Origin of the sequence: Rhizobium sp. WYJ-E13 (assembly GCF_018987265.1) — a bacterium.
Lineage (GTDB): Bacteria > Pseudomonadota > Alphaproteobacteria > Rhizobiales > Rhizobiaceae > Rhizobium.
Window position 1 is genome coordinate 1,624,270 of record NZ_CP076854.1, and the last position, 18,657, is coordinate 1,642,926.

Annotated in this window: 20 protein-coding genes and 3 pseudogenes; 14 read left to right on the top strand and 9 right to left on the bottom strand. The window is 59.7% G+C overall.

Annotated features, from left to right (window positions below):
- Positions 1-2: 2 nt before the first annotated feature.
- Positions 3-1,625 carry a cytochrome-c oxidase, cbb3-type subunit I gene (gene ccoN, locus KQ933_RS28910; protein ID WP_216759417.1) on the bottom strand — a complete coding sequence of 541 codons (1,623 nt, stop codon included), beginning with the start codon at positions 1,623-1,625 and terminating at the stop codon, positions 3-5.
- 234 nt (positions 1,626-1,859) lie between these two features.
- On the opposite strand from ccoN, the gene KQ933_RS28915 reads away from it, so the two are divergent.
- The 3 genes from KQ933_RS28915 (at position 1,860) to KQ933_RS28925 (ending at position 5,239) form a co-directional block, all read left to right on the top strand.
- Positions 1,860-2,588, top strand: coding sequence for a Crp/Fnr family transcriptional regulator (locus KQ933_RS28915; protein WP_216759418.1), 729 nt, complete (start codon positions 1,860-1,862; stop codon positions 2,586-2,588).
- 17 nt (positions 2,589-2,605) lie between these two features.
- Positions 2,606-4,531: a PAS domain-containing sensor histidine kinase gene (locus tag KQ933_RS28920; protein ID WP_216759419.1), complete on the top strand. Its 1,926-nt coding sequence runs from the start codon at positions 2,606-2,608 to the stop codon at positions 4,529-4,531.
- A gap of 255 nt (positions 4,532-4,786) precedes the next feature.
- Entirely contained in the window at positions 4,787-5,239 is a 453-nt protein-coding gene (locus KQ933_RS28925) for a pseudoazurin (RefSeq protein ID WP_216759420.1), read from the top strand.
- Positions 5,240-5,767: 528 nt separating this feature from the next.
- Here the strand turns inward: KQ933_RS28925 and hemN are convergent.
- Positions 5,768-7,120 (bottom strand): oxygen-independent coproporphyrinogen III oxidase, encoded by a 1,353-nt coding sequence (gene hemN, locus KQ933_RS28930; protein ID WP_216759421.1) that lies wholly within the window; start codon positions 7,118-7,120, stop codon positions 5,768-5,770.
- A 446-nt stretch (positions 7,121-7,566) separates the two neighbouring features.
- On the opposite strand from hemN, the pseudogene KQ933_RS28935 reads away from it, so the two are divergent.
- Positions 7,567-7,920 (top strand): annotated as a pseudogene (locus KQ933_RS28935) (CBS domain-containing protein); the annotation flags it as partial.
- A 304-nt stretch (positions 7,921-8,224) separates the two neighbouring features.
- Here KQ933_RS28935 and KQ933_RS28940 read toward each other — a convergent pair.
- Complete coding sequence (locus KQ933_RS28940) at positions 8,225-8,497, bottom strand: NnrS family protein (RefSeq protein ID WP_253958360.1); 273 nt, start codon at positions 8,495-8,497, stop codon at positions 8,225-8,227.
- A 222-nt stretch (positions 8,498-8,719) separates the two neighbouring features.
- Positions 8,720-9,169 carry a hypothetical protein gene (locus KQ933_RS33605; RefSeq protein WP_253958361.1) on the bottom strand — a complete coding sequence of 150 codons (450 nt, stop codon included), beginning with the start codon at positions 9,167-9,169 and terminating at the stop codon, positions 8,720-8,722.
- A 242-nt stretch (positions 9,170-9,411) separates the two neighbouring features.
- Between KQ933_RS33605 and KQ933_RS28950 the strand changes: the two genes are divergently transcribed.
- The 3 genes and pseudogenes from KQ933_RS28950 to KQ933_RS33610 form a co-directional block, all read left to right on the top strand.
- Positions 9,412-9,861 carry a hypothetical protein gene (locus KQ933_RS28950; RefSeq protein ID WP_216759423.1) on the top strand — a complete coding sequence of 150 codons (450 nt, stop codon included), beginning with the start codon at positions 9,412-9,414 and terminating at the stop codon, positions 9,859-9,861.
- 470 nt (positions 9,862-10,331) lie between these two features.
- The gene (locus KQ933_RS28955) at positions 10,332-10,895 is read left to right on the top strand and encodes a threonine transporter RhtB (protein WP_216759424.1); all 564 of its coding nucleotides are present in this window, start codon (positions 10,332-10,334) and stop codon (positions 10,893-10,895) included.
- 225 nt (positions 10,896-11,120) lie between these two features.
- Positions 11,121-11,209, top strand: a pseudogene (locus KQ933_RS33610) (IS6 family transposase); the annotation flags it as partial.
- Positions 11,210-11,421: 212 nt separating this feature from the next.
- On the opposite strand, the gene KQ933_RS28960 reads toward KQ933_RS33610, so the two are convergent.
- The 3 genes from KQ933_RS28960 to groES all read right to left on the bottom strand — a co-directional run bounded on the left by KQ933_RS28960 (position 11,422) and on the right by groES (position 13,738).
- Entirely contained in the window at positions 11,422-11,679 is a 258-nt protein-coding gene (locus KQ933_RS28960; protein ID WP_216759425.1) for a hypothetical protein, read from the bottom strand.
- Positions 11,680-11,733: 54 nt separating this feature from the next.
- A complete protein-coding gene (groL, locus tag KQ933_RS28965) occupies positions 11,734-13,362 on the bottom strand; it encodes a chaperonin GroEL (RefSeq protein ID WP_216759426.1) in 1,629 nt (542 codons plus the stop codon).
- A 61-nt stretch (positions 13,363-13,423) separates the two neighbouring features.
- A complete protein-coding gene (gene groES, locus KQ933_RS28970; RefSeq protein WP_113433912.1) occupies positions 13,424-13,738 on the bottom strand; it encodes a co-chaperone GroES in 315 nt (104 codons plus the stop codon).
- A gap of 279 nt (positions 13,739-14,017) precedes the next feature.
- Here groES and KQ933_RS28975 point away from each other — a divergent pair, with 279 nt between their 5' ends.
- The 5 genes from KQ933_RS28975 to KQ933_RS28995 all read left to right on the top strand — a co-directional run bounded on the left by KQ933_RS28975 (position 14,018) and on the right by KQ933_RS28995 (position 16,156).
- Positions 14,018-14,290 (top strand): usg protein, encoded by a 273-nt coding sequence (locus KQ933_RS28975; protein WP_216759427.1) that lies wholly within the window; start codon positions 14,018-14,020, stop codon positions 14,288-14,290.
- Positions 14,291-14,385: 95 nt separating this feature from the next.
- Positions 14,386-14,676 (top strand): hypothetical protein, encoded by a 291-nt coding sequence (locus KQ933_RS28980; protein ID WP_216759428.1) that lies wholly within the window; start codon positions 14,386-14,388, stop codon positions 14,674-14,676.
- 350 nt (positions 14,677-15,026) lie between these two features.
- Positions 15,027-15,497 carry an Hsp20 family protein gene (locus KQ933_RS28985; RefSeq protein ID WP_216759429.1) on the top strand — a complete coding sequence of 157 codons (471 nt, stop codon included), beginning with the start codon at positions 15,027-15,029 and terminating at the stop codon, positions 15,495-15,497.
- A 72-nt stretch (positions 15,498-15,569) separates the two neighbouring features.
- Complete coding sequence (locus tag KQ933_RS28990; RefSeq protein WP_216759430.1) at positions 15,570-15,869, top strand: DUF982 domain-containing protein; 300 nt, start codon at positions 15,570-15,572, stop codon at positions 15,867-15,869.
- Positions 15,870-15,880: 11 nt separating this feature from the next.
- Positions 15,881-16,156, top strand: coding sequence for a hypothetical protein (locus KQ933_RS28995; RefSeq protein ID WP_216759431.1), 276 nt, complete (start codon positions 15,881-15,883; stop codon positions 16,154-16,156).
- Between the two features lie 17 nt (positions 16,157-16,173).
- Here the strand turns inward: KQ933_RS28995 and KQ933_RS29000 are convergent, their stop codons facing one another.
- The gene (locus KQ933_RS29000) at positions 16,174-16,347 is read right to left on the bottom strand and encodes a hypothetical protein (RefSeq protein WP_216760918.1); all 174 of its coding nucleotides are present in this window, start codon (positions 16,345-16,347) and stop codon (positions 16,174-16,176) included.
- On the opposite strand from KQ933_RS29000, the pseudogene KQ933_RS29005 reads away from it, so the two are divergent.
- Both KQ933_RS29005 and KQ933_RS29010 read left to right on the top strand, forming a co-directional pair.
- Positions 16,322-16,825: pseudogene (locus KQ933_RS29005) on the top strand (transposase); the annotation flags it as partial. The gene KQ933_RS29000 and the pseudogene KQ933_RS29005 overlap by 26 nt on opposite strands.
- A 119-nt stretch (positions 16,826-16,944) precedes the next feature.
- A complete protein-coding gene (locus KQ933_RS29010; protein WP_216759432.1) occupies positions 16,945-17,406 on the top strand; it encodes a universal stress protein in 462 nt (153 codons plus the stop codon).
- Between the two features lie 129 nt (positions 17,407-17,535).
- Here the strand turns inward: KQ933_RS29010 and KQ933_RS29015 are convergent, their stop codons facing one another.
- Entirely contained in the window at positions 17,536-18,657 is a 1,122-nt protein-coding gene (locus tag KQ933_RS29015; protein WP_216760861.1) for an ABC transporter permease, read from the bottom strand.

An 18,657-nucleotide genomic window follows, 5' to 3' on the forward strand; every position in this document is an offset into this window, starting at 1 on the left:
CCTCACTCGGCAGCCTGTGCCTGCGGCACATAGGCAGAAGGAATTTCGGCTTCGTCGCGCAGATGACCGCGGATGGTCATGAAAACGTTCCAGGCCATCACGAGGCCGCCGGCCAGGTAGAGGCCACCGCCAAGCGTGCGCAGCACGTAATAGGGGAACATCGCAGCCACGGTTTCGGCGAAGGAATAGACGAGGAAGCCCTGGGAATTATATTCGCGCCACATCAGGCCCTGCTGGATGCCGGCGACCCACAGGACCGCGGCATAGACGACGATGCCGAGCGTTGCGAGCCAGAAGTGCCAGTTGATCATGCGCAGGCTGTAGAGGCGTTGGCGGCCCCACAGCTTCGGCGTCATGTAGTAGATCGCCCCGAAGGTGATCATGCCGACCCAGCCGAGCGCGCCCGAATGCACGTGACCGATGGTCCATTCGGTGTAGTGACTGAGCGAGTTCACGGCCTTGACCGACATCATCGGGCCTTCGAAGGTCGACATGCCGTAAAAGGCGATGGCGACGACCATCATGCGGATGATGGGATCGGTGCGGATCTTGTCCCAGGCGCCAGACAGCGTCATCAGACCGTTGATCATACCGCCCCAGGAGGGCATCCAGAGCATGACCGAGAAGACCATGCCCAGCGTCTGCGCCCAGTCGGGTAGCGCGGTATAGTGCAGATGATGCGGCCCAGCCCAGATATACATGAAGATCAGAGCCCAGAAGTGGATGATCGACAGCCGGTAGGAATAGATGGGACGATTGGCCTGCTTGGGCACGAAATAATACATCATCCCCAGGAAGCCGGCAGTTAGGAAGAAGCCGACGGCGTTATGGCCATACCACCACTGTGTCAGCGCGTCCTGAACGCCTGAAAACAGCGAATAGCTCTTCGAGCCGAGGAAGGAGGCCGGTACGGCGAGATTGTTGACGACGTGCAGCATGGCGATCGTCACGATGAAGGCGAGGTAAAACCAGTTCGCCACATAGATATGTGGTTCCTTGCGCTTCAGGATGGTGCCGAGGAAGACGGCGAGATAGGCGACCCAGACGATGGTCAGCCACAGGTCTACGTACCATTCAGGCTCGGCATATTCGCGCGCCTGGTTGATGCCGAGGACATAGCCGGTCGCCGCCATGACGATGAACAGCTGGTAGCCCCAGAAGACGAACCAGGCGAGACTTCCGCCGAACAGGCGCGCGTGACAGGTGCGCTGGACGACGTAGAAGGACGTCATGATCAGCGCGTTGCCGCCAAAGGCGAAGATGACCGCCGAGGTATGGACGGGCCGGAGCCTGCCGAAATTCAGATAAGGAGCGAAATTGAGATCCGGGAAGGCCAACTGCGCCGCAACGACAACGCCGACGAGGAAGCCGACGACGCCCCAAAACACGGTGGCAATCAAGCCATAGCGAATCACCTCGTCGAAATAGCCCGAGGGATCGCCCTTCGGCAGGCGCCCCGCCGGCGAGAAATCCACCTTTCTGACGAGAAGCAGCGTTCCCGCAAAAAGGCAAAAGCTCAATATTCCCATGTGGATTGAAAAGAGTTGGTCGTGAGCGAAAGCAGCGCCAAGCAGTGCCAGGAATGCTGCCACGGCGACCACCATGGTTTCCGTAGTATAGTTCATGATGACGTCCCCAGTGCGCAGACGACCACAGAGCGATCGCCTTTCTCGTACTTTGAGAAACGACTGTCATGGAGAGCTCACCCATTCCTTGATCCAGGTCAACGAGGACGGGGCTTTGCCCGTTGTTACAGACTGTTACAGTTTCTTACCCTTTGGCACCGTCCGCTCATTCCGCTGTGACCGAACGCCTTTTCTATTGGCTTCACACTCAATCAAGGCACGGGGATCATTGGGATGTTGATGCAAGGCCACCAGGCATTCGAGAACGTCGATCTTGGCGCGGATGCGGTTCAGGGCAATTGCCTGTCGTCGCTTTTCCAGATGTCGGCGAACGAAACGATCGAGGCGGGAAAGGCGATCTGTTGGGAGGGGGATGCCGCACGGCATCTGTTCCAGATCACCGAAGGCGTCGTGCGTCTTCATCGCATCATTGGCGACGGACGCCGGGTCATAACCGCCTTTCACTTCCCCGGCGACGTCGTCGGCTCGTTCCTGCAGGGGGATTTCCTTTTTACCGCCGAAGCCGTGACGGATTGCAGGATTCGCCGCCTCTCGCGCAAGCAGTTCCAGGAAGAGGTCGAGCGCTCCGAGCTTCTGCGACCGGCCTATATCAACCTGCTCTGCCGGGAGACCGCGTCGGCCCGCGATCAGTTGGTGCTTCTGTCCAGGAAAAATGCCGAGGAACGTCTCTGCACCTTCCTCATGAAGCTTGCGACCCGTGACAGCGGCTCACTCCGCCAGGGCCTGCTTGAGGTGCCAATGAGCCGGCAGGATATCGCCGATTATCTCGGCCTGACCATCGAGACCGTATCGCGTTCGATCAGCAAGCTCGCTCAGAGGAAGATCGTCGTTCCGGACGGACGCCACAATCTGCGCATCGTCAATCTCGCCCGCCTCGCGCAGCTGTCGGGCAATGTGGATGATTTTTCGGATAGAACCTGCCATAGGAGTAGCGTCCACTGAATATGGAACGAGTGTCTATGCCTCATCGTCTGATCTCGCCGCGCACCGCATCGCCCCAGGAACTGGACGCGCTCGTGCATGTTCTCGACGGGGCCGACATCATCGTGCACCGGCTCGAAGGCACGATCACCCATTGGTCGATCGGCAGCGAGAGCATGTACGGCTGGTCTCGGGAAGAGGCCGTAGGCGAACCTGTCTACGCCTTGCTCGATACCCGCTTTCCTGAGCCGATGGAGGCCGTACGCGCACATTTAACGACGCGAGGCTTCTGGCAGGGCGAGGTCGTGCATCGCCACAAGAACGGTCACGACATATACGTGGCAACCCGCTGCGTGCTCGTCAATCTGCCCGACGGCGATCCCGTGATCATCGAGGCAAACAGCGACGTCAGTGCCTTACGCAGGGCGGAAGAGGCCGTACGGGCGCGTGAGGCGCATCTGTCTTCCATCCTCGATACCGTACCCGATGCCATGGTCGTCATCGACCAGAACGGCAATGTCATGTCGTTCAGCAAGGCAGCCGAGGCGCTCTTCGGCTTCACTTCCGACGAGATCTGCGGCCAGAACGTCAAGAAGCTGATGCCCGAACCCTATCGCGCGGCCCATGACGGATATATCGACCACTATCTGCAGACGGGCGAGAAGCGGATCATCGGTTACGGACGCGTGGTAACCGGCCGGCGCGCTGACGGCACTCAGTTTCCGATGGAGCTTCATGTCGGCGAGGCGACGGCAAACGGCGAACGGATTTTCACCGGCTTCGTTCGCGATCTGACCAGCAGGTTCAAGATCGAAGAGGATCTTCGCCAGGCCCAGAAGATGGAAGCCGTGGGTCAGTTGACCGGTGGGCTGGCGCACGATTTCAACAATCTGCTGACCGTGATCAGCGGCAATCTGGAAATGATCGAGGACAGGCTCCCGGCAGGTCCGCTGCGCGACATGCTGCGGGAGGCGCAGGATGCCGCCGCAGACGGGGCAAAGCTCACGGGCCAGTTGCTGGCCTTCGGAAGACGCCAGCCACTGAACCCGAAGCAGGCCGATCTCGGCCAGCTCGTCATAGGCTTTTCGGACCTGTTGCGAAGGACGCTCGGGGAAAACATCAAATTATCGACCGTTCTTTCGGGGTCCGATTTCAACGTGCTGGTCGATAGTTCCCAGCTGCAGAACGCGATCCTCAACATTGCCCTGAATGCACGCGACGCCATGCCGAAAGGCGGTGCTCTGACCACAGAGGTCTCACGCGTGCAGCTCGATGCGGACTACGCGAAAATGTATCCGGAAGTTCGCAGTGGCAACTTCGTCCTCGTCTCCATGAGCGATACCGGGGGCGGCATGAGCGAGGAGGTCAAGAAGCGCGCGATCGAGCCCTTCTTCACCACCAAGGAAGTCGGATCCGGGACCGGGCTGGGCCTCAGCATGGTCTACGGCTTCGTCAAGCAATCGGGCGGCCACCTGCAGATCTATAGCGAGGTCGGCCGCGGTTCAACGATCCGCATCTACCTGCCGGCGCTATCGAGCGCCGGCACCAGGGACGAAGCCGCTGTTGGCGAAAGAAGCGAATCACCTTTGCCGGGCGGCGACGAACGCGTTCTCGTGGTCGAGGACGACGCACGCGTCCGCAGGGTTGCGGTCGCCAGGCTCGCTGCGATGGGATATTCAGTGCTTGAGGCCGACAACGGCCGAAGGGCACTTGAACTGCTCAAAGACCAGCCCGACATCGCGCTTCTGTTCACCGACATCGTTATGCCCGGAGGCATGACCGGCGACGAGCTGGCAAGGGCCGCCCGCGTTGAACGGCCTGACCTCGCCGTGCTCTTCACGTCGGGATATTCCGAGCCCGCGCTGGCGGCAAACGAGGTCATCGCCGGCGCGCAATGGCTCCGTAAGCCCTATACGGCCCGCGACCTCGCCCTGAAAATGCGCGAGCTCATCGACGCCCGGTGACGCGAGGGCGCTGGCCTTCTCAATGAATCCAGAAATCCGATTGTCCGTCGGAGCCTGTCAGGGTTGCGTGTGCGCAAAATCCGCATCCTCTGCTGCCCCGCCCGTTTCGCTGCACGTCGTCGAAGCCGCATCGGGAGAGCGACCAATCGGTTGAATTGGTGCCGCCAATTTGACGGGCATCAAAGAGTGGGTCGCGTGCATGCCCTAGAACCGCAGTCGAGGCCAAGATCGGCCCCGAACGATAGGAGAAATGCAATGCGTCTGAAATTTGGCCTGATCGCTGCCGCGGCGGTTCTGATGGCATCGGCAGCGCCGCTCATGGCCGCCGACCATCAGATCCAGATGCTCAACAAGGGCGCTGACGGCGCGATGGTCTTCGAGCCGGGATTCGTCAAGATCGCGCCTGGCGACACCGTTACCTTCGTGCCCACCGACAAGAGCCACAATGCCGAGACCTACAAGGGCCTTATTCCGGATGGGGCTGGGGAATTCAAATCCAAGCCGAGTGAGCAATACCAGGCCAAATTCGACGTTCCCGGCGCCTATGTCATCAAGTGCACACCGCACGCAGCCATGGGCATGGTGGCGCTGATCCAGGTCGGCGACAACCCCGCCAACCTCGAAGCCATCAAGACCGCCAAGCTCCCGAACATGGTGCGCAAGCGCCTTGATGCCGACCTCGCACAGGTCGCCCAAGTCACCCAATAACGCAAGACCCTCACAGGCGGTGGCGCCATGCGCCCCGCCTGTACCTCCCCTTTGCTTTGACGCTATTGTCGGCGTCGATGGAAACAGCCGCACGATCTGGCGCAGTGATGTTGACGTGTGCTGGCCATTGCGGTCGGTTTTTCACGCGATCTTGCGCATATTGGCGCATTTCAATCATCTTTGGCTTGCCGCTCCGGCGCTGGCTGGCGCCCGGACGGGACCTCGGCCGCGAGCAATCTGCGGCTTGCAGACATTGTAGGCTGAGCGTGGACGCAAGATGCAGATCGACGGATCGCTCGCCGCCATCCATGATAGCCTCAATCAGCCCGAAGCGATCTGTTCTTCCAGTCGATGGTACTCAGAAGCAAGGCACAAGCCCTTCGGCGACCGTGCCGCAGAGCCTTTCGCACGTCGAAAACCAGCCGGAATTGTTTCCGGCCTGGTTTTCGTTCTATTGGGAGACGAGCAGTAAATGGCAGGAATATCACCATTGGTCCCCTGCGGCTTGTGTCAGCGGTCAGCCGGAGGTCATGCCGCTTTGCTGTGCGTCCGGCCGAACGAGCCGAAATAGGCATCGAAGGCCGCTGCGACGGCGCGGACCATAAAACGATGTTCCTTCGAAACGGTGACGCAGCCATTCTCCAGCGTAACCACGCCATCCGATACGAGGCTGTCCAGCCGGTCGTTTCGCTCCACCAGGAAGCCGATATCGTAGCCTGCCTCTGCGCCGAGCTTTGCAAGGTCGACCTTGAAGTCGCACATCAGACGCTCGATCACTTTGGCACGAAACTTATCCTCGTTGGTCAGCCCATAGCCCTTGGCGGTCGCGAGGATTCCCGAGACTATCCGCTCGGCATAGCGGCCAAGCGCGACATGGTTCTGGACGTAGCCATCAGGCAGCCGGCCGATCGCCGAAGCGCCGAGGCCGATGAGGGTTTCGCATTCGTCCGTCGTGTAGCCCTGGAAGTTCCGCCGCAGGTTTCCGGCAAAAGAGGCCATGGCGAGCTGATCGTCGGGCAATGCGAAGTGGTCGAGGCCGACACGAACATATCCGGCGCTCTCCAGCTCCTCGGCAATCGCCTCGGCCTGCTCGTTGCGTAGCGTGGCATCGGGCAGTGCAGCTTCGTCGATCAGACGCTGGTGCTTCTTGAATGCCGGAACATGAGCGTATCCGAAAACGGCGAAACGCTCCGGCCGCAGCTCGACCGCCGTCCTCACCGTTTCGATACAGGATTGGATGGTCTGATATGGAAGTCCGTAGATGAGATCGAAATTGATGCTCGTCACACCATAGCCTCGCAGCCCCGTCACGGCGGCCTGAGTCTGCTCAAAGCTCTGCATCCGGTTGATCGCTTTTTGGACCACCGGGTCGAAGCTCTGGACGCCGAGACTTGCGCGATCGACGCCGTTCTCGCCAAGAGCGGCGATCATTGCGCCCGACAGCGTCCGCGGATCGATCTCCACCGCAACGCTGCAGTCGCTCGTAAACTGGAACGCACTCTTGAGCTTGTTCATCAGGCTTAAAAATTCGTCCGGCTTCATGATCGTCGGCGTGCCGCCACCGAAATGAACGTTCTTGACCGGAACCTCGTTTCGGGCTGCTTGCGATACGAGTTCGATCTCCTGGCTCAAGATGTCGAGATATTCGAGAACAGGCGCATCCTGACGCGTGATCGTCGTGTGACAGCCGCAATACCAGCACATGGAACGACAGAAGGGAACATGCAGGTAGACGGAGACGGGTCCGGCGGCTGCGACGTCGGAAAGACCATGCGCATATTGTTCCGGCCCGACGACCGGCGAAAACGCGGGTGCGGTCGGATAGCTGGTGTAACGTGGCAGGCGGGCCTCGCCATATTTGGCGACCAGAGTATCGGACATTTCGGCTTCCTTCATGAGAGTGTCATGATGTGCATATGCCGACGAAGGGGCAGCCTTCCTTGTCCTGGATCAACAATGACCCGCGTGACGCGGACAAACAGCAAGCCGGGCGGTGGCCCTGCCAGGCATAACCAACAATCGCGCGACTGTTTGCTCGCTGTCAAAGTTGGCCGGTCTGCTCCGCTCTGACACAGGATGCGCCTTAGTCCGGTCATCAGTCTCCCCCGGCAGAAGGAAGCAGCCATAGCGACAGACGCGCCAGTCACACAGGCCGCGATTGCGCAGACATGATCCTGCCCCGGCAAATGGCCGATTTGATGCTCCACCATAGTCGCGAAGCGAACTTTGCACGATGGTCATCCACTGGGCCCGTGTCCGGAACGTTTCCGACCGGTGCGCGTTGATTGGTTTTAGCCCAAGCTACTCGGCCTGGGCAGCGCGAGGCACGTCTCGACACCGGGGTTCTGCCGGTGGGTGAGAATGACCGGTTGGTCGGCATGATCACCGATCGTGACATCGCCATCCGCGGCGTGGCAGAGGGAAGAGGCCCGAAGACGAAGGTACGGGACGTGATGAGTACCGATGTCAAATACTGCTTCGAGGACGAAGACGTGGAAGACGTTCTTCATAACATGGGCGATCTTCGAGTCCGGCGATTGCCGGTGTTGAACCGAAAAAAGCGGCTCATCGGCATCATCTCGCTTGGTGATCTCGCCATGAAAGGCAGTGCCAAGGAAACAGGCAAGGCGCTGGGTGGCATCTCACAGCGCGGCGGCGCGCATTCGCAGACAGCCCACTGACGCTCCGCGCAGCTCCGTAGCAAAACTGTCGGCGTGCTGGCCGCCATCTGTCGTTCGGTCGCTCGCGCCATAGTCTTGGCGCGGGCGCTTTATAGACGCACGCGACCATCTGGCGATGGCTGACATTTTCTGATGTGCACAGGATGATCGATCACGCTCTCAATGCCGGTGGGCACGGGGCGGGTCGTCACAATTGCCAAGGCGCTCTCGCCTCCCATCTGCCAGCGTGAGCGCTTTTAGCATAATCACCCTCCCTTCATCGCCAGAGGCTTGCGTCCCGACCATAGGAGTGGCGGCGCATGTTCTACCACGAACAATCCGAAAGCCGCCGTCCAGCCGATCGCTGCCACGGCAAGGATCTCGGGTTCAGCGCAGGAACGAGTTCGGCAAGCGGCCGAACGAGTGCAACGCTGCCAAGCAGGGCGTAGGAAATATTGGTCATCCGGCTCGATTTCAGTTTTCGCCCGGTACGGCCGCGCGTTGCCCGCGTCATCACTGCCGCGAATATATGCAACACGCTCACTTCGGGTAGCCGTTCGGATGCTTGACGTGCGATGGCGGCAAAACCGAAAGGCACGAATATGAAGGTGGCATGCAGGACGAAGAGAGGGCATTGTCGAGGGCGGCAGGCAGAAGCTGACGGTCACTGATCCGCAGCGTCTTCTTAGACTTTCTGAAGGCGAAGGCCATCAGTCGCCGCACTCCGCACGGTCACATCTCAAGAAAACCGGCCTGCGGCCACTACGGCGTGTCGAATGCGGCCATGGGGCCGGATGGCTGCCGCTGCTCAGCTTTTGTCCTAATGGAGCGTATTGTGCGACGCCTTCCACGCCTCGACATCGTCCTTCGATATCCGTATCCGGGAAAATGACGACTGCGGCTGCAGACGTATCTTGGAGGCGGCGATTTCGCATATCGTTCCCACATGCTCCTGCAGCCTTGTCTCATCGGCGCGCGGTGGATTGCTGATCTCCTGCAGAGCGTCGCGATCGATGATGACCACGCGCTGTGCGCCCTTGTGCTCCATCAGCACGACACCTGTCTCTCCGGAAGATTTCAGGAATGCCGTGATGAACCTCGGCAACATGCGGGCTCCCCCTCTCTCGTCCATGATGGACCGGAGCATAGCGGGTAGCATTTCGACGTCTTTGACCTCCATCAAAGAGAACGAAAGCCCCAGGCCATAAGAATCTTCCTGTCGTTCGCGGCAAGTGACGGCGAACATAAGGAAAGGAATGCCGATGCGCATATCGCAAAAGCCGGTCATCGTCGAAATCAAAAGACGCCGACGACGCCGTCCGACTCGTCTCGTCGACCTCCCCAAGAGCCGGCCGGACAAGGCATCCGACACCGACAGGCCGGTATCCTGTCTGGACGCGGCAAGGCTCTCAAGCTGATGGGCGATGTCGTGCAGGGGATCCTGGCCTCCAGGAAGGGTAGCGATCGCGGGCGGGTCGGCAAGAGCGACAGGGACGGCGATGCAGATCGGCCTTGATCATGATCGATGCGCAGGCCACGGGGGAACGTCCAGAGGGGAACAAAATGGATTACTCGATCATCTCGGCGCGGTTCGACGACGCGCAAAAATGCGGTCGCATCGGTCTTCAGCTGGCTGGCCAAACGAGGACCGTGATCGTCACAAGGCGATCGCTGTTGAGTGTGGCATCGCCCCCGCGTGCGAACGAGGCACGGCTTTTCCAGTTTCTGCATAGTTTTTGCGAGATCGCGCTCGCCTATGCCAAACGCGATCCGACGCACGCGGAGACCCTGGTGGTCACCGCAACCGACGTAAGACGCTGGCATCGCGGTCATACACAATCAGAACCGCTGTGGACGTGGCAGGGTATCGGCGGCACCATGACATCGGTTCCCCACCCAATTGATCCGTCGGGCGCACTACGCGCTTCGGCAGAAACGCTCGAACGCTTCGCGGGTGCATAGCTTGTGGAGATATTCCTCGTCCTGATCGCGCCCGACACGAGGAAGCACGAGCTTCAACAGCTCCCATTCTGTGGCGCGGTTGCGATTGAACCATGCCGTTTCTGCAATGCGGTCATAGATGCGCAGAACGCGCCCGTCGGTGGCTGGATCGAGATGTCTCAGAAGCATGACAGAACGGGAAGCTTTTCGAACATGGATTTCACACCCTATCGTGATGCGAGGGTTGCGTGACAGACGCAGATCGCATGTCGTTGCTATCGCCCCTCACCCTGCTCGTCCTTGACAAATCTCAATCTGAGCGGAGTTCATACAGGCAGAAGGGCAAGCCAATCGCGGCAGATCGGTACCCAACGGTCATCGCTGTCTGCCGCGATCTGTTCGGGCAGATGCGGTACTTGACATGATACAGATCAAAACCGTCCGTCCGGAGTTGTGAGAAGGGTGCCAGACAATCGCAAGGATCGGATCTGATGGACCTGCCGACTTTCCTTATCGCCGTCTTCTCGCTGCTGATCCTTCCAGGCCCGACCAATGCGGTTTTGGCATTGGCGTCGACGGCGCTGACCGGCAGGCGATCCCTCTCGCTCGTCACCGCCGTACTACTCGGCTATCTCGCAGTCATCATTCCAGTGTCGAGCATCGCCGCGCCGCTGCTTGAAGGCCAGCCGGTGATCGCGGCCACGGTCAAGCTGATTTCGGCGATCTGGGTTCTTTATCTTGCCCTGAAACTATGGGGGCCGGTCCCGGTGGGCGGCCAGAGCACGCTCGGCGTCGGTCAGGTCTTCGTCACCACGCTGCTCAATCCCAAGGCCATTATCATCGGCCTTACCCTTGTACCCTCTGTCCAGACGGGTGTGCCGGTAGCGGTCGCAGCGTTCGTCTGCTGTGCGACGGTGACGTCGGCAATCTGGCTTGGCCTTGGCGGTCTGCTGGTCGGACGCCATGCGCAAATGCCACCTCTTGTGCGGCATTGCGGCTGCGCCGTGCTGGTCGCCTTTTCCCTGACCCTTGCCATCAGCGCCCTTTGGACCTGAGACTTGTGTCGATTTTCACGAGACTGGCTCGGCTGACTTCCTCGATGGCATGCATGGCTGCCCTCGCAAACCGCCTTGTGCCATGGCTGAGTCCGAGCCGGCAAGATCGATGTCGGCCCTCGAAACGGTGACCGGAAGATTTGATGCCGCCTGCCGCAGCCGCCTTGTCCTTCTTCGGCATCGTAACATTAACTGGCGGTCGACCTTGGTCTGCGATAATGGCGCATGACCCTCAATTTTCGTGACCCACTCTACCGCCGCCATCGTTTTCCGCTGAAGTGATCGCCCGTGCTGTGTGGCTTTACTTCCGCTTCCGGTGCGACGCAGGCCGAACTCGCCGAGGCATTAGCCTGGGCCAACAATGACGAAGCCCTGATCGGTGAGGGGCGCCCTCTGCCGACGGACAAGACTGCGGCCCTGGTTGACCTGTTGGTTTTGGAGGAGGAGTTGGAATAAGGTGGGGCGGCACTGGGCGATGTTGATCGTAGCCGCGGCTTCATGCAAGGATTGGCCGCGGCTCCCAGCTTCATTCTGGGCGCTGATCAGGACAAGCAGCGCTGTGGCTTGAGATGGTCTGCTGCGCCGCGGAACTGATCGCGTCAAAAGATTCAAGCGCTGCCGACAGCAACTGCGCGTGATCCCGTATTCCCTTACTATACAGTTTTGCAACCGAGGTGGTCAGCTTCCCGATCGCGAACGCGTCGCGAGCAACGCCCCTGGATGCCGCAATTTCCTTGATGACGGCTGCGCAAAGGCGTGCGTCTTCTTTCGATGGCAAGCTCATAGATACCCCACAAGTGGCTCGCCCCAGATGTTGGGGCGAGCCTGGCTTGATAGCTTAGAAGTCCATTCCGGCGCCAGCCGGCAGGGCCGGCGCGGCGTCTTTCTTGGGCTTCTCGGCAATCATGGCTTCCGTCGTTACCAGCAGGCCGGCAACCGAAGCAGCATCCTGGAGCGCCGTGCGCACGACCTTGGCCGGATCGATGACGCCTTGGGCATAGAGATCGCCATATTCATTGGTCTGCGCATTCCAGCCATAAGAGAAGTCAGTTTTCTCGCGCAGCTTGCCGACGATGATCGAACCTTCGGCGCCGGCGTTCTCAGCGATCTGACGGACCGGAGCCTCGATCGCCCGGCGAACGATCTCGATGCCGACCTTCTGGTCCTGGTTGGCGGCATCGAGATTGTCGAGGGCCTTGACGGCCCGCAACAGCGCAACGCCACCGCCCGGCAGGATGCCCTCCTCGACGGCCGCACGGGTTGCATGCAGTGCATCGTCGACGCGGTCCTTCTTCTCCTTCACTTCGACTTCGGTCGATCCGCCGACACGGATAACGGCAACGCCGCCAGCGAGCTTTGCCAGGCGCTCCTGCAGCTTCTCGCGGTCGTAGTCGGAGGTCGTCTCCTCGATCTGGGCCTTGATCTGGGCGACGCGGCCATCGATTTCCGCTTTGGAGCCGACGCCATCGATAATGGTGGTGTTCTCCTTCTCGATCGCCACCTTCTTGGCCCGGCCGAGCATGTTGAGGGTGACGTTCTCGAGCTTGATGCCGAGGTCTTCGGAGATCACGGTGCCGCCTGTCAGGATGGCGATGTCCTCCAGCATCGCCTTGCGGCGATCGCCGAAGCCCGGAGCCTTGACGGCCGCAATCTTCAGGCCGCCGCGCAGCTTGTTGACGACGAGGGTCGCAAGAGCTTCGCCTTCAACGTCTTCAGCGATGATGACCAACGGCTTGCCGGACTGGACGACGGCCTCGAGAACCGGAAGCATGGACTGCAGGTTCGAGAGTTTCTTCTCGTGAATGAGGATATAGGGATCCTCGAACTCCACGCGCATCTTGTCGGCATTGGTCACGAAGTAAGGCGACAGGTAGCCGCGATCGAACTGCATGCCTTCGACGACCTCGAGTTCGGTCTCGGCGGTCTTGGCTTCTTCAACCGTGATCACGCCTTCGTTGCCGACCTTCTCCATCGCTTCGGCGAGATAGCGGCCGATCTCGGCATCGCCATTGGCGGAGATGGTGCCGACCTGCGCGATTTCGGAATTGCTGGTGATCTTGCGGGCGTTGGTCTTCAGTTCCTTGACGACGGCGTCGACGGCGATATCGATGCCGCGCTTCAGGTCCATTGGGTTCATGCCGGAGGCGACGGCCTTGGCACCCTCCTTGACGATCGCCTGAGCAAGCACCGTGGCAGTCGTGGTGCCGTCACCGGCAAGATCGTTGGTTTTGGAGGCGACTTCGCGCAGCATCTGGGCGCCCATGTTTTCGAACTTGTCTTCCAGTTCGATTTCCTTGGCGACCGAAACACCGTCCTTGGTAATACGCGGGGCGCCGAAGGACTTGTCGATGACGACATTGCGGCCCTTCGGGCCGAGCGTCACCTTCACCGCGTTGGCGAGCACGTCGACCCCACGCAGCATGCGTTCACGGGCATCGGTGTGAAACTTGACTTCTTTCGCAGCCATTTCCTTAACTCCTCAATAGGCAGCTATCTGACTGATGGGTTGGATTGACGGGGTTATCGCCTCAGGCGGCCTTTTTCTGCTCGGCCTGGGCTTCGATGATACCCATGACATCGCTTTCCTTCATGATCAGCAGGTCCTCGCCATTGATCTTGATCTCGGTGCCGGACCATTTGCCGAACAGGATGCGATCGCCCGCCTTGACGTCGAGCGCCTGGATCTGACCGGCCTCGTTGCGGGCGCCAGGACCGACGGCGATAACCTCGCCTTCCTGCGGCTTTTCCTTGGCGGTGTCGGGAATGATGATGCCCCCCTTGGTCTTTTCTTCGGATTCGACCCGGCGGACGAGAATGCGATCATGAAGCGGTCGGAACGACATGTTTTCCTCCGTTGAGCAAAAATGATGACGTTGATCCCCTGGCCGGACCGGATGACCAGTCCGGGCGGGTGCAAAATCTCGATCGAGCCTTTTGCGCGAAATGATCTGGTTTTGCGATTTTTCGATTTCAAGAGGGAGACACAAAAAAATCAGCACTCATATTCCTGTGCTGCTAACGCACTGGAAAGGAACAACAAACTGGCGTGCGACGTTAAAAATCCCGTTGATGGCCACAAAATTTTGCGCCACTTTCACAGTGTCTTGAAACGGAGATGAAGCATGCAATTCTCATCGGATCTGGAACGTCAGCTCAACGGCTACGGGCTGACAACCGCGCACATCCTCTACCGCATTCCTGATTTTGAATCCGTGCTGCAAACCTATGTCTGGCAGGACTACGATCTGGCTCCCGATTTCCCTGAAATGCACAGGTTCCTCGATTTCTGGCAAACCACCCTCGAAGGGCCGCTCCATTCCGTCAGGTATACCCATCAGCGTCTGATCGGACCCAATGAATGGCGTCGTGTCGAAGGTGAATTCAAGCTTCACTGAGGTCTTGAAACAGAAATTTTCTGTTCCTAGGTCTTTCGCGGCCGAGGCTTGATGAGCTCGGTCAGCAGCGCACGTCTGTTCAGAGTGAGACCGAAATGGAAGAGAAGATCAAAATCATTAAAGACCTCAGCATCGAGGAGCGGGAAGAAGTCTTTGTCGATGTCGCGCGCGTTCTGGAGGGGACCGCACACGAGGCCTATGTCGAAGGCAACCGGCACTTTGCCGCACTCTCGGCGAACATGGCTCAGGCAATCCGCGTCAATGCCGATGAACTGGCCCGCGACGATGTCCAAAACGCCGAGCGCGTATTGCTGCAGGCCGCGGCCATGATCTCGCAGTTCAATGCCGTTCATCCCTATCGGATGGTGAGCAAGGCAGTGCACTGACGATCACGGCGCCCTCCTTTCCTCGCCTGATCGTCGCACGATGGCGATTGCGCTTTGGAAAACCCGACCAGCGTGGCATTCAGGCGTTGCCTCACCCCTGTATCCTGCCTGCCGACAGCGAGGACCAGATCCAGGTGACCCGCGGATGACCAAGCGATTGAGGGCGTGAGCGATAATCTCCAAGAAATGACTGCACATGACTGTCGAAGTTTTTTCTGCTGGGCGCTCTTGAATCCGAAAACCCCGAAAACCAAATCGATTGCCGCCAGCCGCTTAAGACAGGGCTGGCCGTGCTGAGAGCGCCGCTTTCGGCGCTCTCATACCCATGTTGCTTCAAGGAGGATATGGCTATGGCAACATCTTACGATTATGCACCCCTCTACCGTTCGAGCGTCGGCTTCGACCGAGTTTTCAATCTTCTCGAAAACGCCCAGCGCGCCCGTTCGATCAGCGACTGGCCACCCTACGACATCGTCAAGACCGGTGACGACAGCTACCGGATCTCGATTGCGGTGGCGGGCTTCGAACAGGCCGATCTCGACATCACCTTCCAGTCCAACCTTCTGACTGTCACCGGCAAGAAGCAGGAGACGGCGTCGGAAGGCTACCTGCATCGCGGCATCGCCGGCCGGCCGTTCGAACACCGGTTCGAGCTCGCTGATCATGTCCGGGTGAACGGAGCTGACCTAAGGAATGGTCTCCTCTCCATCGATCTGGTTCAAGAGGTCCCTGAAGCGCTGAAGCCGCGAAAGATCGACATCCAGGCCAACCCGGCCCAACGGGCTTCGGCGGTGCAGATCGAAGCGCAGAAGGCGGCTTAATCAGAACTGAGGAGAAAAAGGGCGCCGTCGTGACGGCGCCCGTCGACATTCCGGGTTGGGAAGGAGAGAGTCATGAAACCCGACATGTTCAAACAACCTGTGTGCATCCTTGTCGGCCTCGGCTTTCCGGCTAAGGTCCGCAGCGTCATGGATGCCTACACATACCTTTGCGAATGGCCTGCATCGCTCAGGGATACCGCCCACTCGGTGGCACTGAAGGCTTGTGGCGCGGCACTGCGCGGCGAGATCGAAGCGGAGACCGCGCGTGGCCTGTTTGCCGCCTTCGCCGAGAAACACGATCTGCTGGCGCCGGAGATCGATGCTATCGCCGCGTCTCACCTTCGGCGCGACAGAGATCCGCACGTGCGCTAAGGAGGCCCGATATGCACGATATGTTGCAGCAGGTCGCAAGCAATGCGATGACGATGGGTCCGGCGATCTTGTTCCAGAGCATGCAGCTTCAGCGGCCGATAGACGTGGTGAAAGCGGCAGCCCTGCCTGCCGATGACAAAAGGACGATCCTCGCGGCATGGGCTTCGGACTTCTACGCGGTCGATTCAAAGCCGGCGTTCCGTCATATTCCCGGAACGCCGGAGCCGGTTCCGATCGATGAGATCCGGTTCGCACTCAAAGAACTTGACCGGCGTTACGGTCCCTGATCTTTGACGTTTCAGGCCTATTTCATCAACGTGGCAAGCCGCTTTATGGCCTGGTCCAGCGAACGTTGCCCGTCGCAATAATCCTGCCAGGCGTTCGTCTTTTCGAGGAGCGCCGGCAAGGTGCGAATGGTGAAGCGCTTCGGATCGAGATCGGTCTTCACCTGTGTCCAGGTCAGCGACCGTGGCGACAAACACTGGCTCTGGCGCGCTGTCGATCAAGATGGTTTAGTGCTCGACGTTCTCGTGCAGAATCGGCGCAACACGAAAGCTGCCTGGCGGCTGATGCGCAAACTGCTGAAGGCTCAGCGCCATGCGCCTCGGGTCATAATCACTGATAAGCTGCGGTCCTACGATGCCGCAAAGACATAGACCATGCCTGGCGTCGAGCATCGTTCGCACAAGGCGCTCAACCACCGAACCGAAAACTCCCACCAACCAACGCGAAGGCGTGAGCGGACTGTGAAGCGCGTCAAGTCACGCAGGCAGCTCCAGCGCTTCGTCTCGATCCACGACCCGATCGCCAATCTCTTTCACATTCCTCGGCATGACATTGCCTCAAACAATCATCGCGACCTGCGGACCGCGGCAATGCAGATGTGGAACGAGATCGCTCATTGCGCTCGCTTGACAGTGGGGGCGTCCATACAGAGCTCACCCAGTCGCCGTTAACTTTACAATGCCCCTGCGTCAAATGTGATGCAGGCCGTTTCTTGATGTCGGTCAATGTCTGGTCCACGCGGGAGGCTAGAATCGCATAACGATCTAGCGGGCAAGGGTAGTGATCCGATATGTACCGAACGATAGTCTGCGCTATAGGCAACGGCCCTCGCGAAACGGCCGAGCGCATCCTGAACAAAGCAGCCGGCCTCCTCGACAAGGATGGTTCGATCTTCGTCATCCACGCCGTCGAAACCATGCCACACTACATGACCACGAGCCTACCGGAGGACTTCGAGACCGCCGCCATAAAGGATGCCGAGGAGAAGCTCACCTTGCTCTGCCGGCAGATGAAGATCCCCGCTGCAGTCGAGGTCCATACCGGTAGCGCAGCCAGGGTGCTTTTGGCCGTCGCGCGGGAGAAGCAGGCGGACCTCATCATCCTGTCGACCCATGTCGCAGATATTACCGACTATATTTTCGGGGCCGTGGTCGACCGCGTGGTGCGTCACGCCAAATGCTCGGTCCTCGTCGATCGCAAGCAAAGTCCGGCGCATAAGCCGAGCCGCGCGGTGGAGACGGCGGCGCGCTGATCACCGTGCGCCCTTGGCAATGGCGCGGCGTGTTTTTTGCCTTCGTTCAGACCTTCTCCCCGTACATGACGCAAAGGGATTGCCAGGTATGGGCAGCCTGCGCACGACGTCGCGGCATCGCCATCATCCCTACCGCGCATTCGCCAGCGCCCGGCGGAACCGCATGAGCGCGCCGCAAAAGAAAAGCACGCCGATCACCGTGAGCGCCGCCATCTCCTGCCAGACCGCATCGAAGCCGGCGCCGCGGTAGAGGATCGCCTGCGACAGCGACACGAAATGTGGCGCGGGCGAAACCACCATCGCATATTGCAGCCAGAGCGGCATGCTGTCCATCGGCGTCGTGCTGCCGGAAAGCAGGTTCATCGCAATCAGGATAGGCATCGAAATCAGCCCGAATTGCGCCATCGAACTTGAGGCAGTCGCGATCAGGATGCCGAGCGACGTGACGGAGAACTGGTAGAGTACCGCGCAGAAGACGAAAAGCCAGATCGAACCGGCGATCGGCACCGAAAGCAGCCCTTCGACCACCACAACGAGCGACAGCACCGCCGCCACGATGATGACCAGCCCGTTCGCCCAGACCTTCGACATCATGATCTCCGCCGGCGTGACCGGCATGACGAGAAGATGCTCGATCGTGCCATGCTCCCGCTCTCGGACCAGCGCTGCGCCGGTCAGGATGACCGAAAGCATCGTCACATTGTTGATGACCTGCATGACCGCGGTGAACCAGGTCGATTGCAGATTGGAATTGAATCGTGCGCTCACGACGAGATTGACCGGTGACGCGGCGGCGCTGTTCGGCAAGGCTGCCGCCATCTCCTGCAGAATAATGCTCTGGATATAGGTGGCTCCGTTGCCGGCCTGCGCCATGGCCGTCGCGTCGATATCGAGCTGCAGCGAAGGCTTGCGACCGGCAATCGCATCCTCCTCGAATTTGGGCGGGATCTCCAGCACGAAGACGAATCGACCGGCATCCATTGCCGCATCCACCTCATCGGCGCCGATCAACACCGGCGCCTTGAAGAAGGGCTGCAGCATCGCATCCCGTAGCCGTGTCGAGAGCATCGAACGGTCCTCGTCGACGACGGCGACCGAGGCGTTCTCGACCTCGAGCTTGGCACCGGTCGAAACCGTATAGACGGCGATGGTGAAAGTGTAGACGATGAGGACCATCATCACAGGGTCGGCCTTCAGGCTGTAGAGTTCCTTGACGCCGAGGCGGAAAATACGGTTGAGCTTGCCCCACAT